This is a genomic window from Mesobacillus maritimus (assembly GCF_023715205.1).
GTDB lineage: Bacteria > Bacillota > Bacilli > Bacillales > Cytobacillaceae > Mesobacillus_B > Mesobacillus_B maritimus_C.
Genome location: NZ_JAMBNR010000004.1, coordinates 136,671 through 152,188, shown reverse-complemented (window position 1 = coordinate 152,188; position 15,518 = coordinate 136,671). Strand labels below are relative to the sequence as shown.

15 protein-coding genes are annotated in these 15,518 nt (G+C 40.9%); all 15 read right to left on the bottom strand.

All coding sequences use genetic code 11. The features are described 5' to 3' along the window. Positions 1-73: 73 nt before the first annotated feature. Positions 74-1,399 carry an oligosaccharide flippase family protein gene (locus tag M3182_RS07135; protein ID WP_251430895.1) on the bottom strand — a complete coding sequence of 442 codons (1,326 nt, stop codon included), beginning with the start codon at positions 1,397-1,399 and terminating at the stop codon, positions 74-76. 310 nt (positions 1,400-1,709) lie between these two features. Continuing rightward, a complete protein-coding gene (locus tag M3182_RS07130) occupies positions 1,710-2,342 on the bottom strand; it encodes a response regulator transcription factor (protein WP_251430893.1) in 633 nt (210 codons plus the stop codon). Then, entirely contained in the window at positions 2,335-3,414 is a 1,080-nt protein-coding gene (locus M3182_RS07125; protein ID WP_251430890.1) for a sensor histidine kinase, read from the bottom strand. The genes M3182_RS07130 and M3182_RS07125 overlap by 8 nt, the downstream gene beginning before the upstream one ends. Further along, a complete protein-coding gene (gene liaF / locus M3182_RS07120; RefSeq protein WP_251430888.1) occupies positions 3,411-4,145 on the bottom strand; it encodes a cell wall-active antibiotics response protein LiaF in 735 nt (244 codons plus the stop codon). Before liaF ends, M3182_RS07125 begins: the two co-directional genes overlap by 4 nt. 85 nt (positions 4,146-4,230) lie before the next feature. Continuing rightward, the gene (locus M3182_RS07115) at positions 4,231-4,878 is read right to left on the bottom strand and encodes a PspA/IM30 family protein (protein WP_251430886.1); all 648 of its coding nucleotides are present in this window, start codon (positions 4,876-4,878) and stop codon (positions 4,231-4,233) included. Positions 4,879-5,007: 129 nt separating this feature from the next. Next, positions 5,008-5,349, bottom strand: a complete 342-nt coding sequence (locus M3182_RS07110) for a lmo0954 family membrane protein (RefSeq protein ID WP_251557535.1) — start codon at positions 5,347-5,349, stop codon at positions 5,008-5,010. A 453-nt stretch (positions 5,350-5,802) separates the two neighbouring features. Then, complete coding sequence (gene safA / locus M3182_RS07105; protein WP_251430882.1) at positions 5,803-6,405, bottom strand: SafA/ExsA family spore coat assembly protein; 603 nt, start codon at positions 6,403-6,405, stop codon at positions 5,803-5,805. A 60-nt stretch (positions 6,406-6,465) separates the two neighbouring features. Next, positions 6,466-6,945: a ribonuclease E activity regulator RraA gene (gene rraA / locus M3182_RS07100; protein WP_251557534.1), complete on the bottom strand. Its 480-nt coding sequence runs from the start codon at positions 6,943-6,945 to the stop codon at positions 6,466-6,468. A gap of 159 nt (positions 6,946-7,104) precedes the next feature. Next, a complete protein-coding gene (gene mutM / locus M3182_RS07095) occupies positions 7,105-7,914 on the bottom strand; it encodes a bifunctional DNA-formamidopyrimidine glycosylase/DNA-(apurinic or apyrimidinic site) lyase (protein WP_251557533.1) in 810 nt (269 codons plus the stop codon). 156 nt (positions 7,915-8,070) lie between these two features. Then, positions 8,071-8,796: a CBS domain-containing protein gene (locus tag M3182_RS07090; RefSeq protein WP_251557532.1), complete on the bottom strand. Its 726-nt coding sequence runs from the start codon at positions 8,794-8,796 to the stop codon at positions 8,071-8,073. A gap of 155 nt (positions 8,797-8,951) precedes the next feature. Further along, positions 8,952-9,089, bottom strand: coding sequence for a hypothetical protein (locus tag M3182_RS07085; protein ID WP_251430872.1), 138 nt, complete (start codon positions 9,087-9,089; stop codon positions 8,952-8,954). Between the two features lie 56 nt (positions 9,090-9,145). Continuing rightward, a complete protein-coding gene (locus tag M3182_RS07080; RefSeq protein WP_251557531.1) occupies positions 9,146-10,630 on the bottom strand; it encodes an amidase family protein in 1,485 nt (494 codons plus the stop codon). A 136-nt stretch (positions 10,631-10,766) separates the two neighbouring features. Then, positions 10,767-11,909, bottom strand: coding sequence for a DEAD/DEAH box helicase (locus tag M3182_RS07075; RefSeq protein WP_251557530.1), 1,143 nt, complete (start codon positions 11,907-11,909; stop codon positions 10,767-10,769). Positions 11,910-12,521: 612 nt separating this feature from the next. After that, positions 12,522-14,021 carry an amidase family protein gene (locus M3182_RS07070; RefSeq protein ID WP_251557529.1) on the bottom strand — a complete coding sequence of 500 codons (1,500 nt, stop codon included), beginning with the start codon at positions 14,019-14,021 and terminating at the stop codon, positions 12,522-12,524. A gap of 172 nt (positions 14,022-14,193) precedes the next feature. Further along, complete coding sequence (locus tag M3182_RS07065) at positions 14,194-15,387, bottom strand: zinc metalloprotease (RefSeq protein WP_251557528.1); 1,194 nt, start codon at positions 15,385-15,387, stop codon at positions 14,194-14,196. Positions 15,388-15,518: the final 131 nt, after the last annotated feature.

Below are 15,518 nucleotides of genomic sequence, written 5' to 3'. Positions count from 1 at the left end.
AATTTTATCCACTTCATCACTTCCATCACCATTTTATTTTCTTACTCATTCGCCGTCAGTCTTACAAATACCTCTATACTTTCCTTTCTGTTGTTCGAACAGGCCATTCTACCCCAATTTTTTTACAAACGGTAAGGAAATGCATCAACGTCAGCAAAACCGTTCCCGTATTCATGCCAATAATGACACCCGACATTTGCCATTCAGGTCGAGAACCTAATAAGTAAATCGTTATAAACGAAACAATTGTTGCCCAGAATGTATGGTACAACGCATCCTTCACTAATCCCAACCCTAACAAATAAGCTTGCATCGGGATTACAAAGAAGTGAAGCAAAAAATACGGCCAGAGGATTTGCAAAAAATAGGAAGCGTTATTTGAGTGAAAAAATAAGTTTGTTAATGGTTCCGCGAAGAAATAAAAAATGCCTACAGCCGGTACACCATAAAAAAGCGTTAATAGTAAAACATGTTGCAACAGTTTTTGAAGCTTCTCTAATTCCCCACTAGCATGGTGCTTTGCCACTGTTGGGATTAACACAATGGTAAAAGAATGCGCGATAAACGCGGGGAAAAATCCAATGGTCATCGCAACCCCAGCCAACATTCCAAATTGTTCATTTGCCGCTTCCGGCGGAACACCTGCATGGATAATCGCCGCTTTTATTAAAAATGGCTGCGCCGCATGCGTTAGGGAATGGAAGATCCTGAGAGCCGTTGTCGGCCCAGAAATAGCCAACAGGTTTTTTCTTATTTCCATTTTGTCCACTGTTTTATTCGGTAGGCGCTTCAGATTCTGATAGTTTAACAGAAACAAGTGGAACAAATAGACAAACACAACTAGTTCGCTGGCGGCTAATGTAATGAACGCAACGAGTACCGCCGTGCTACGCTCAAACTCAAAGAATTGATAAACAGCAGCTAAAAGCAATAACTGCACAAGTCTTCGAAAAAGATTCGCTGCCGCAATTTTCCCCATATGATGCTTGCCCATAAAGTAGCCTCGCGCTACCGAAGTAAAAGACATCAACGGGATCATGGCTAACACAATCCACTTAAGCAAAGGGTGGTAATCTTGAAAAATTGACACATTGGGAATGATTAAGGCGACTAGTATTAACAGTACAGACGTTAAAATGATTGTTAGGTGAAGGACATCTCGTAATATTTTTTGATGATAACTTGCATCCTTTTCCGCAACAAGCCTCGATAGCGACACCGGCAGTTCGAAGCTCGCAAGCATCATAATTAAAAAGATTAGCGGTAAGATGGTCATGTACTGTCCCATACCGCCCTCGCCAAGTTCTCTTGCTAAAATCATATTCGTGAAAAACTCTGCCAACTCTCCCAAAAAAGCGGCCAAAATTAAAACCATCGTCCCTTTAATAAACAACTTCATGATGCCTCACCTCACTTATTCTCCTTCTATACTATGAGACAAGTTTGGGATTTATTTTAAAAATATTGGACGGGGTTTTAATCTTAACGACCTTTGGGACAGACTTGTTGAGAATCAAGTATTTCTGTATCTCCAGGTTCGGATTCGAAGGTAACCTACCGTTACCGTTTGAGCGTGCTCTTCTCCACTTCAGGCACGATAGACACCCATCGTTACCGTTTTAACGAACGCTTCCACCACTTCGGTCACGACATACGACATATATTCTTTCACAATCGTTCCTCAAACAATCATCTTTACCGGCCTATTGCTATTCCACCAACGAATGCTTAAACGCATAAATAACCGCCTGTGTCCGGTCTTGAACTTGAAGCTTACTGAGAATATTGCTAACATGCGTTTTCACCGTCTTTAGTGCAATAAACAGTGCATCGGCGATTTCTTGATTGCTTTTCCCCTCAGCCATCAGTAAAAGGACTTCCATTTCACGTTCAGTTAATTCCTCATGAGGGAGAGTGGATTGCTTCTGACGCATTTTCAACATCATTTTGCCGGTCACTTCCGGTTCAAGCACCGGTTGACCATGATAAGTCGCACGAACGGCATTGGCAATGTCACTCGCCTTCGAAGTTTTTAGCATATAGCTTGTCGCGCCCGCTTCCAACGCCGGATACACCTTCTCATCATCTAAAAAGCTTGTCACGACAATAATTTTCGCCTCAGGCCATTGTTCAATAATTTTCGCCGTTGCCTCAATCCCATCCATTTCTTTCATCACAAGATCCATTAAGACGATGTCGGGTCTTAACTCTAAAACAAGATCCACTCCCGTTCGACCATTGTCTGCTTCCCCAATGACCTCAATATCCGGCTGAGCCGACAAATAAGATGCAACACCGATTCGAACCATTTCGTGATCGTCGATAAAAACGACTTTAATCATCTTTACTCTCCCTCCCACTGTCTAAAATTGGCACCTTCACTTCAAGCTTTGTACCTTTGTTTTTCACACTAACAATTTTCAACGTGCCTCCAACTTCACCGGCTCGTTCATACATATTTTGCAAGCCATATGAACCTGCTTTGGATTCATCGACATCAAACCCCACACCGTCATCCGAAACCCTCATGATCACCATTTCATCACGCTTAATCAGCAAAACCTCAAGCTTAGAAGCCTTTGAATGGCGAAGAGTATTGGACACCGATTCTTGGAGGATTCGAAACAAATGGTCCTCGACTCCTTTATCCACTTGAAAAGGTTCAATTTTCGACTGAATGTCCATCGTCACTTTCTGTTGCAATTCGATCAAGAGTTCTTCAATTCCTTCTTGTAGCGACTTCCCTTTTAATGCCACCGGTCGAAGGTGTAAAAGCAGCGCCCGCATTTCAAGCTGGGACTGGTGAATCATCTCTTCAACCATTTTTAATTGCTTCGCCTCGCGCTCAACAGAAAGCTGGACCGCAATATCCTCCCCCTGCATCACCGCTGCTCTTGTCTCGTTTATCGCAGACATCATCATGGATGCAGCAAATAACTGTTGACTAACCGAATCGTGAAGTTCGCGAGCTAAACGGTTGCGTTCTTGTGAAATCATTTCTTGAATTTTCGTTTCCTGTTCTTCTGCCTTTTCATTGGCTAGCCTCTGTGCCAATTTCGCTTTTTCAGCCATTTGCTTATGCACTCGCTGCATCCGCTCAGAGATGGAGTCAAATTCAGGGAGCATTCCTGGCTTAAATTCTGTCAATCGGCCTTCTTCCAATTCAAATAACCAATTGTCGACTGTTTGAATCTGCTTCCGCCAATACATCCCTAAAATCAATCCAAAGATTAGCCCCAAACTTAAGCTAACGGTCGCTGCAAACAAAATAAAGGGGATATCCATCAGCTCTCGTTCCCAAAACTCGGACCATTTTCCGAATGGATGAACATAAAAATAAGAACCTGTTAAAAATAGAAACATCACAAAACTAAAACCAATTCCCCACAGCATTTGTCTCTGCACCGAACTCATACCCGCTTCACCTCAAGATCACCAATCATCATCGAGGTGAGGATTTTAACTTTCTGTTCAGCTGTTTCATAGTCTGGTGTTTTCACCGCAAACGCCTGATTAAAGGAACGTTCTTTTTGATACTCGAGAACATTTGCAGAACCAACAAGTACCGTATGGCGCAAACTGACTTCGGTATCATATGGAATATAAACTTTGATGTTGCCAACAATATTTCGGATAAAAATAACCGTCTCGCCCTTTGGAAGAACGGTATAACTTAAATCGATGACAGTATCTCCAACTCCTGTAATGATGTTCACATCGTCCCATTCATATACATGATGTGGTGTTTTTTGATGGCCTATTGCTTTATTGGTAAAAAGAGTGGACTGCTCGATAAGCAATTCACCACTAGGCTTAGAACTTGGTTGTTCGATTGTCGGGCGAATCACTTCAGGCTGCTTCTTTGACTGAGCATATTGGATAATAAAATAAATGAGAATCGCTAGTAGGAATAACCGAAATGTGACCATGCCAATCACACCACTGCCAAGCGTAAGAACCCCAAGCCAAAAGATAATTTTCCCTGTTGTATTCTGAAATTGCTTGCGCCCAAAATAAATCATGACACCCGATACAAAGAGAGAAAAGATTAAACCCGGATTAAAAAAGGTAATTTCTATTAACACAATTAAAATTCCGAAAAGAACGATCCAGCTATAGGAATCTTTACTCCATTTATTTAACAAAATCTTTTCCTCCTTTCTAGCGGGCATGTATTTAATGAAGAGGCGCGGTTCAAGACTGCGCCCATTTTAGAATACCATGATTCATTTACGAAATAGAATGAGATTCTTGTTTCTTCATTTCTTTTTCTAATTGCGCAATTCGGCCATCAATCGTATTACGATAATAGGAGCTGTTCACCTGCTGCTCCAGACGGTCCAAGTATGATTCGATTTCTGAAAAACGAGAGTATGATTTGTCATTATAGAGGTTATTCTCCATCACTTGATCCATTTGATGATGAGCGCGAGAGACATTTTCTCTCCCCATCATCTCTAACCGGCGGATATGCATATCTTTTAGCTTGTGTTTCATTTCTTCATATTTGTGTTCTAATTCAACTTGTTGTTTTGTCGCGTTTTCAAGCGCCTCTTTTAAGCGAATAGCTCTTTCAGCAAATTGAGTTTGCTCTTGTGTAGCAAAGGTTGCTAACTCAATTTCTCCTGCTTTTTGGGCAATCTCAGCTTGTTGAGCTCGCTTATCAGCCATTTGTGACGCTTGTTGAAATTCACTTGTGAACTGATCTTTTAACTGATGCTGACGTTCAAGCAGTTTACGTACTTTCTCCGTTTCTGCCTCACATTCACGAAGGTACTGGTTCAATAAAGCAATCGGATTCTTCTGTTCTTTCTTTTCTAACGTTTCATAGATGTCTGCCATTACTGTATTTTTAATACGAGTCAATAAGTTTGCCATAATCAAATCTCTCCTTTATTTTTAGGGATGTGTTAAACGCGGTTGGTGATTTCCGCTTGCGGCACTTCGCTCCAGTTAATCTACTCCCTTAACACATCCATTTTTTAATAAATTCCACTGATTAAAACCCTAGTTCTTTTTCAATTCATCCCATTGTTTTTCAAAATTAACGAAAGGGTCGTCACTTTTATAAGTGTTTTTTTCATCGTTCCATTTTTTATAAACAAGGTATAAAACATAAGCTGCTGCAATAGCTAAGATGGCTGGTACGTTAGAAGCCGTCGCCATCAAGATGAACAATCCGAAGATCCCCCAAGCGATCTTTTTAGAAGTTGAATCTGTTTTCAAAAACTGTTTGAAGATATAATAGAGAACCACCATGCTGACAGCTAAACCGATTAACGGTCCAATATTGGAAATCAGGATCAGCGCGGCAATCCCTCCTGCTAGCAATAAACCAAATTTTTTCATGTTTCGTTGCCTCCTTTCTTGATTTCATCTTACCTCGAAACAAGGCAACTCATAACGAGCCTCAGCTTGATTTTCAACTAGGTCCTGAGGCTGATACAGGGTAGGACTTTGTTGATATAGTGGGGATTTGAGCTAGTTTTTGTTGAGGATTTTCTATGAGGAGTAAGGTTGTTTTTACCCACTGTTTTAGGTAAGGGTCTTATGGTTAGACTATTTTCGTTGTTAAATTCCTAAAGCCGATCTTAACGCAGGATACCCCATTTTGTACGTTCACACTAAGTTTATTGGTTCTTTTCTCTTGATCTAATATTGCTGGTCAGTGAATACACAGCTAGTACGTTTCTCTATATCTAAAAGGAACGAAGAGATCCTATAGTTATAAGTAATTCTTAGGCTCCACAAGTTAAAAATAAAAACACCAGCAACCACATTTGTGCAGGTGTCTCCCTTGCATTATTTTGATATAAACATTTGCGTCCAATAGTTTCCGTACGATCCGCCAGATGCATGTCCAACGCCGATATGGGTATAGGAACTGTTCAAAATATTGGCGCGGTGACCGGGGCTTTCCATCCAAGCTTTGACGACTGCCTGTGCTGTCGGCTGTCCGGCTGCAATATTTTCTCCTGCACTGCGATAAGAAACACCGAAGCTCTTCAGCATATTAAATGGTGTCCCGTAAGTCGGGCTATTGTGCTGGAAATAGTTCTTGTCTCGCATGTCGGCAGACTTATGTCTTGCCACACGTGAGACTTGCCAATCTGCCGTAAGTGGTTTCAATCCATGTTTCGCGCGCTCTTGGTTGGTTAGTTGAATCACTTGATTTTCGATACTCTTCTCGGTAATGGACGGAATCGTAATTCTTTGTCCTGGATAAATCAGCGCTGGATTTTTAATATGGGTGTTTGCCCCAATGATTTCTGACAAGCCAACTTTATACCACACAGAGATTTTCCACATTGTATCTCCTGGACTTACAGTATGTACCTGTTGAGCAGAGGATACGGTTGGCACCGTGACAAGCAGAACTAGCGATAATAAAATTTTCTTGAGCATTTTCACACCTCCTCCCCTCGCTTAGGATGAGAAAAAGGCGTGAATTTATGCTATTGTTTTTTAGAATAATTTCTCTTCTGAAAGGATAACTCCATCTTGGTCGGCATAAACGAAAACTCCAGGTTTCCACTCAATCCCACCGAATGTAACGGTCACTTGCTTTTCTCCTTTCCCTTCTTTCTTACTTTTTAATGGATTCGTTCCTAAAGCAAAAATGCCAACATCTAGCTTGGCCAAATCTTCAGAGTCGCGCACACAGCCATTGATGATCACACCTGCTAATTTTCGAGTCTCTGCAATTCCGGCTAAGCGGTCCCCCATTAACGCACAGCGACGTGAAGCACCTCCATCGACAACCAACACACTGCCTTCAGGAATTGACTCTAATGATTCGACCACTAAAACATTGTCCTCAAATACCTTTACTGTCGCCACTGGACCGTAGAATTTAACTCGCTTTCCAAATGATTTAAATTCTGTTTCACAAATCTCCAACTTGCTTGAATGGTCGTCACATAAATCTGCCGTCTTAAAATCCATTTTCGATTCCCCCTCATTCCGTTTTATAAAAGCTCTTTTAAAATTTATAAGAAAAGAGCGTTCAATTTCCTAAAATTAGCTTTGGTTATTCACGACAACCAGCTTATTAAATTAGTTCTTGGAATGTTGGGGAATTCCTCTTTTTTCACAGGAATCTTTTCATTTCTGACAGTTTGGACAATAAAAGGTTTTTCGAGAAGAAACCTCTTCTTTAACTATTGGCGTTTGACACCGAAAACAGTTTTCTCCTTCCCGGTCGTAAACACGGCAGATTTTATTATACCCACCCGTTTTCTGGTCACTTTTAAACAAAGGATTGTCCATATAACCTCCTGCTTCAATCGCCCGGTGAAAAGTGGTCTTCATCCCATTAAACAATGATTGAAGCTCAGAGTTTTCCAATTCTTCAAAAGTCCGAGTCGGCTTTATTGCAGCTTCAAAGCTAATTTCATCTGAATAACAGTTACCAATGCCAGCGATGATTTCCTGATTAACTAGCGTTGTTTTTATCATCCCGCGTCGGTCTGCAAAAATCTCATGAAATTTTTCATAAGTAAACGAAGGCTCCAAAGGCTCTGGACCTAAATCACTCAATTCTTTCTCAAGTTCGTCAGGACCATGCAAATGCAAGTACCCTAATCTCAATCCGATAAAATAAAGTTTCTGGTCCCCAAACGACAGAATGACTTGTTTCGTTCGGTCAGGATTATCCTCATCGTTTCCAAGGTACATCCACCCCCCAAGCATCAAGTGAAGCAACAAATTCTTCCCTGAACCAAGGCGGAAAATCAAATGCTTAGCCCGCCGCTCCACTCTTGTAACGGTCTGACCTTTTACTTCTGAAATAAACTGGTCGGAGGAAACATTGATTGATTTGTCGCGGTTTATTTCTATATCAGAAATCAGTTTCCCAGCAATCCTCTCATTTAACAATCTTTTATACGTCTCCATCTCCGGTAATTCTGGCATCGATCATCCAACTCCTTCAGCTTCTAATGTAGTTTGTCTTAGTATGTTTTTGAAACGACAATGCATACACCTAAAGAGCCTTAGAGCGTTTTCCCTAAAGCAACAAGTTTTTGAGCACAAAAAAAGACTTCCTAATAAGCAGGAAGCTTTTCTCTTCTAACTATTCGGATCCGGATCCAGCAAATCCCAAGGAGTCAAAATCGCTTTGGGTTTTCCATTCGCCGTTCCGGTCTCAGATATGATCACTGCTTGCAGTTTTTTGTCTTCTGCATGGTAGCGATCAAACATCTCTTCTACCTCATAAAGGTTTGTCGTTGATTTAATAAAATCCACATAATATTGTTTCCGATTATTTAACAGTTCACGAACTTTAACATCCCCAAGCGATATTACACTGCTCGTCATTACCTTTGCCATCCAGCGAATAATATCAGAGGATGTTAGTAAGCCCATGTACACATCATTTTTATCATAAATAGGAAATCGAGTGAAATCGAATTTATTGATTGCCTTTAGAACATCCTTTAAATAGGCATCTTCATAATAATAAAAAACAGGAGTAGACGAAATGGAAATTGCGAGTGGCGGTTTTTCAAAATTAGCTGCAATTTTTTCAATGCGTCGAACCACTTCAACATGAGGCTCGGCAATGTATTGGTCCACATCAAACTTCTCATGGACAATCGCATTACGAAGCCGAGCAAATTGATAAAGTTCATCTTTATATTTGCGAATAATGGAATGACTCTTTTGCCCGACATTTAAAAGTTCAACAAAAGATTCATTGTGAGCATCCTTGACCATATCTTTCAAGCATCGATGTATCCGGTTAAAAGCCACTTCAAACTGACCTGACTGTGTTCTTTCGGTTTTCTTTTCCAAGAGTGTTCCCTCCAAAGGTTCATAAGCATGTCTATTGTACCTTATTTTGAGTCCCCAAGACCACATAAGGTGCCTCCGCTAGCACGGAAAGCACCTTAATTTTATCTATTTAGGGTCAGCATTGTGCTAGTCATCGTCGCCGACTATTCTCATGATCAATCTGATGGATTGCTTGGATAATTTTTCTTTTTATCGCTAGTTGTCCATTCGACAAGTTCTTCACTTACGTTTTGTCCCTTTTTGCGGTTGTTGTTCCGCTGTGCGCCTGGATTTCCATATCTTTGTCTACCCATCTCACTCGACTCCTTTTTTAGGGATTTCAAATGTAGTATGAGCAGTTTCGGACATATTATGCTTTGGAATCTCGTTCCAGCCTTGGAGACTTGCGAACTTTGGTGGCTTGTTCATAAGCATAAGCAAAAGGAATCAAGGTTGACTCGCTATAAGCTGTCCCAGTAAACGTAACTCCAAACGGTTCACCTTCGGTTGTATACCCCGCAGGTACCGTTATCGACGGATACCCCGCTCTAGCCGCAAGATCGCTGCCATGGTCATGCGGAAAAATCAGTGCCTGGATAGCAAACTTGTTTAAGGCATAATCAATTCCCTGCTGTGTTGCCATGTATTGATCATGTTCAAGCGCTTGAATGTACTCCGCTTCTGTTAGCGTGCCACTTGTTTCCTCTGATTCAAGGAGTACCGCCTGTCCGTATTTCAAGGTTCTTTCAAGGTGATGCTTATTAAACGCAATTAATTGCCCAAGGCTACGAACTTTGACAGATGAGTGAAGTTGGCTTAAATACGCATTCACCCCTGTTTTAAATTCATAGGTCAGGACATCATAACCCCAATCGGCATTTGAGGATGGAAGATCAATTTCAATAAGTTCTGCGCCTAACTGCTTTAGCTTAGAGAGAGTTTGCTCAAAGATTTCCCGTTTCTCATCTGACAAACTTTCATAAAACGTACCGTCACGTGGTACGCCGAGTTTGGCATGTTGCAAACCATTTTTATCAAACAACGAAGTGAAATCTGTTGTGGTGTTGTTGGTGAGCGTTATTGGATCACGTTCATCCCTACCTGCCAATGCCTGTAAAAGATAAACAGCGTCTTTCACCGTTCGGGCCATTGGTCCTGCCGTATCCTGTGTATGCGAAATTGGAATAATCCCGCGCCTGCTAATAAGACCTACAGTTGGTTTAATACCGACAAGGGAGTTTTGACCACTCGGGTTTAAAATTGACCCCGAAGTTTCGGTTCCAACGGCAACTGCGGCAAAGTTCGCAGCAATAGCAGCTCCAGAGCCGGAACTAGATCCACCGACAATAAACTTTTGTGGACCGTATGGATTTAAAACTTGCCCACCTCTGGAACTGTAGCCTGTAGGCATATTATCCGCCATAAAATTTGCCCATTCGGTCATATTCGTTTTCCCAAGTAACACTGCGCCAGCTTTTCGTAGCTGTTTGGCAACATGTGAATCTTCCTGCGCATACGAATGCTCTAGAGCGAGGGAACCTGCACTGGTGTGCATTTTATCGTGAGTATCAATATTATCTTTCAATAGCACTGGTATACCATGTAAGGGTCCACGAGCGCCTGTTTCTTTTCGTTCGGCATCCAAAGCAGCCGCTTGGTGGAGAACATCCGGATTGACTTCAAGTATGGAATTGATACAAGGACCATTTTTATCATAATCTGCAATTCTGTTTAAATAGAGCAAGACCAGTTCTTTACTGGTCAATTCTCCACTGTCCATCTTTGCCTGCATATCCTCGATAGTTGCTTCAGGGAGCCAATTTTCTAATAGAAATTGTAAGTTAGGGTTTTCCATGATTGTTATTCCTTTCTAAAGAAGTACTCTAGTATTAATTCTTTTTATACCAAGCAAAACCCTTTAATGTGGGGACATTTGATCAACTTGAAAGCCTAAAAAAGCTATGGCACAATACCATAGCTTCTCTCTCCTATCATCTCGGGTCAACAATTTTACCACTGTAAAACTCTTTCAACTGTGGAGTGACACCTAGCTCTTTACAGAATTTCTTTAAATCCCGCTCTTCGCGCTCATTCACAATACTGATAACCGTTCCCTCGGCACCAAACCGACCTGTACGACCTGAACGGTGAATATACTGTTCAGGGTCACGCGGAAAATCATAATGAACCACGTGCGTAACGCCCTTAATATCAAGACCACGAGCCGCAATATCCGTGACAATTAGCATTTCGTTTTTCCCTTCACGGAACTGCTTCAAGTTTGCTTGACGCTGTTGTTTCGTGAGCTCACTATGAAGCATCATTGCTGGGATGTCTTTAAAATTCAGCTTTTCAGTCGCCACTTGTAAATTCCCGATATCTTTCATAAAAACAAGACCCTTAAACATATCCAAGCGTGAAAGCTTCTCTAAAATTTTGATTTTGTCACGTTGCTCACTGATAAAATAAATATGTTCTACTTTCCCAGACGCAATCGTGCTATCTTGTTTGATTTTAATGACTTCAGGATCTTTCGTTAAATTTCTTGCTTCCTTCTCCGAATGATTCGGTAGAGTCGCTGAGAATAACAACACTTGACGAGTATCAGCCAGTGTTGATTTAACAATCGCTTCAATCGTATTTCGATGTTCAGCTGTTAAAAGTTGATCTCCTTCATCGAGCACAATCGTTTTGACTTCATGCATTTTAATTTTCTTTTGTTTAATTAACTCCATTACTCGGCCCGGCGTACCGACAATTAGGTTCGGGCTTTTCTTTAACTTTTCCAACTGACGCTTTGGATTCGCGCCACCAATAATCGAGGTAGAAGTAATGCCACTTCCTGTTCCCCATTTTTGCACTTCAGATAGAATCTGCATCACAAGTTCCTGAGAGGAAGCAAGAATCACAGCTTGCGTATTTCGTTTCTCAGGATTGATTTTATTTAAAACCGGCAGCAAATACGCGAGCGTCTTCCCTGTCCCGGTCGGGGATTCTGCGATCACGTCATGCCCAGCTACAATGAGTGGAATTGTTTGTGCTTGAACATCAGTTAAAGTTGAAAACTCCGCCTTGCTCCAAGCTTCTTGTATAAATGGTTTTAATTCTGAAATAAGATTTTGATTTTCGGTCATTTGCGTCTCCTTTAAAACACTTTCTACATCCTGTATTGAATACTAGCGTATAAATAGCTTTCAAGTCCAGTATTCCCTGAATTTTAGAGACATAAAAAAAGAATAACTGGTGTTTGCTCTGAATATTGTCAGCTCGGTGTGCAGGTCTATTTTCATTTTTGGTGCTGTATTAACGGAAGTCCGTTTTCTATTACCGGAAATGTACTGTTTATTTTCACTTTTAAAATTCTATGAACGAAAGTAGGTTTGCTATTTTCATTTTTCAAGTTCTATTAACCGTAGTGGGTCGGCTATTTTCACTTTTTAAGTTCTATTAACCAAAATGAGTCGGCTTTTTTCACTTTTCAAGTTCTATTAACCAAAATGAGTGGTCTATTTTCATTATTCAAGTTCTATTAACCAAAATGAGTCGGCTTTTTTCACTTTTCATGTTCTATTAACCAAAATGAGTGGTCTATTTTCATTATTCAAGTTCTATTAACCAAAATGAGTCGGCTTTTTTCACTTTTCATGTTCTATTAACCAAAATGAGTCGGCTATTTTCACTTTTCAAAGTTTATTTACAAAATTCAAGTTGCCATTTTTATGTTAGTATTCTGCCCACCCTTTCAGTTAGGCCAAATACGGACTTCGTTTCAAATCAATCCAGAGACTACTTTGCTCTAGTTGACCTGCTAATCGGAACAGCATATCCTCACGCCCTCGTGCTGCGACAAATTGCACTCCACTTGGTAATCCATCTTTTGTGAGGTGTAATGGCGCAGACATCGCAGGCTGTCCGGTTAAATTAGCGAGTTGTGTGAATGGGGTTCTCATTAGACTTTTCTCTGCAATTTGATCGACAATGCCGGCTTTTTTCAGCAACGAGCCAGCATTTGTTCTACCAGCTATTTTCATTAACCATTTTTCGGCGGAACCTGGTTCTAGCTCTCCTATTTTAGCTGGCGGAAATGCGGTCGTTGGCGTCAGGTAAAAATCATACTTCTCATGGAAGATTTCCATGGCATATGCCGCTTTGTCCCACTCCCTCATTGCTAATACAAATTCACCAGCAGAAGTTGCTTTCCCTAGTAAATTTAAAACCCAAGTTGTTGGTTCAACATCGTTGAATCCAGCCTTTCTGCCTAGAACTTCTTCAAGACTGGCGATGGATGCAGCCACTTCCCCAAAATATAAAGTGAAATAGCTGTTGGCAATTTTTTTGCCATCAACCGGAGCATCCATTTCCTCAACGTGATAGCCCATTTCTTTTAAAAGAGAAACGGTGTTCATGACGGCTTCGACACAATCAGGATGAACATCAGTCCCAAGCGGTGATTTAACGGAATAAGCGATCCGTTGTGGTTTACTTAATGGGTTCTTAGATTCAGCTAAATAAGACCCCTTAAACTCCGGTGTATAAAATGCGGCGCCTTTTTCAACCCCAACTAGTTCGTCCAATACAGCGGCACTATCACGAACCGTTCGTGTCAGCACATGGTCAACCGACGCACCTTGCCAATGTCGACCAAGGTTCGGACCAACGGGTACTCTTCCTCGCGTTGGCTTTAAACCAAATAATCCGCAATACGCAGCTGGAATACGAATCGAGCCGCCCCCGTCATTGGCCCCAGCGATCGGTACGATTCCCGCTGCTACTGCCGCTGCAGAGCCACCACTTGAACCTCCAGGTGTATGTCCTGTATTCCACGGATTTCGGGTCGGGCCATAAAGCTCAGGTTCGGTCACGCCCATCAAAGCAAACTCTGGGACATTAGTTTGTCCGATAAAAACGGTCCCTAACTTCCTTAAGCGTCTTACATACTCTGAGTCTTTACCTGATCGGTAGTTTTGAAGAGCACGAGAACCAGACGTTAGCGGCTCCCCTTCAATTTCTTGAGTAATGTCTTTCAACAGCATCGGTACCCCAGCAAACGTACCTTTTAAACCCGGGTTTTCAGCATCCTTCAGTGCTTTGTCATACCTTTTATGAATAACAGCATTGATTTCTGGGTTCACTGCCTCCGCCAGCTCAATCGCCGCCTCAACCAACTCCTTCGGTTGCACTTCTTTCTTGCGCACCAACTCAGCCAACGCCAGCCCATCCAAACTCTTCAATAACTCCCCAACCATACACTTCCCCCATTTCTATATCTTACATAAGACCTATCTATTATTTATGTATTCTTCCTACCTCAGTAATATCCTCTAACTCGAGGATATTTGGGAATTTACTGGATGGTGCCTGGCACCATCCAGTAAATTCCCAACATAAAGAGGACCGGAAGCCATAAAAAAAGACAGCTTATGCAGGCTGTCTTTTGTGCTTTTTGCGATATTTTTTTGTCCAAGAATATGCTAGTAATCCGATCATTAGGAGAAATTGAAGAAAAAAGACAGTAGCGTCCCAAAAATGAATGCTAGTCACTGGTTCTAGAAAACCTGGAGAAACTAGAATTGCAGCGTGAATAATTAATGGGACATTATAAAAGACAGTTATTCCGATCGTTAGGGCCACTCCGATTAAGTAAAAGATGGCATAAGGACGGACCAATTTCTCTTCTCCGTCGAAGGTCTCGTTCTTATCATCTAACGGTAAGAAAGGAAACCAACGCTTTAAATAAAATTGAGCATTTTCCATTAGATTATAGCTACCAGACCAATTTTCAAGAACATAGTAGAAATCTGTTTTTATATAGACACAAAATTGGTAAACGATTCTTATAAATGTGCTAAGAGCGACCATTTTTGCTAATCCAATAATAAGAGGCTGATTAATCAAAAAAAGTTGAACAACAAAAGACAAAAATAATATGACTATATCAAAAAACATTCCAGCTAAATAAAGGTGGTATCTCCTTTGAGGCGGCAATGACCAGACACGCGACATATCGGTTTCTAAAACAACAAAAAACAACCGGTGGCCTATCTCAATCTTAGTCGGTAACCCTTCCGCCCTTACGGCAAGGACGTGGCCAAATTCATGAATAATCACTAGAATAAAGGATAAGCCAAGGAAAGCAAGAATGTTATAAATCATCAAATCAAAAACGAATACATCATGATACAGAGGAAAAAGTTCAGGATTGAGCATAAGAAGAATAAAAATGACCACCATTATGAGCCGATAAAAAGATAAGGAATAACGATTAAAAAAGAAACGGCCTACACTTGGTGAAACCCAATTGAGGCCATTTGTATTTTTTTCAATTCTATTTCTAGGAATTGTTTCTCCATCAAGTTCCTTCACAAGTCCCAATTCAAGGAGATCCTCTACAAAACTGGAAATGTCTACCTTTTCATTTGGATACTTATCCTGAAGGACTTCCTCTATAAAATCTAATTGTTTATCATCATTAATCAAATCAATCGCATCAATACAAATTGCAGGCATCTCATAGAATTCACCCGATAGTATATCTTCAACTATAAAGTTTTTCTTATCTTTCCTTACCTTCAAGGGATAGAGACTAAGCTTTGACTGTTTGGTTACAAGCATATTAACCCCCATACTGAATTAGTGTTGGGACATCAAAACCAATCAACATCCCTACCCAATATTAATATTTAGGAAAAAGGGCACACCACCAACAAGTTGTTTTAATTTTTTTCAGTTTGCGGATTTTCATG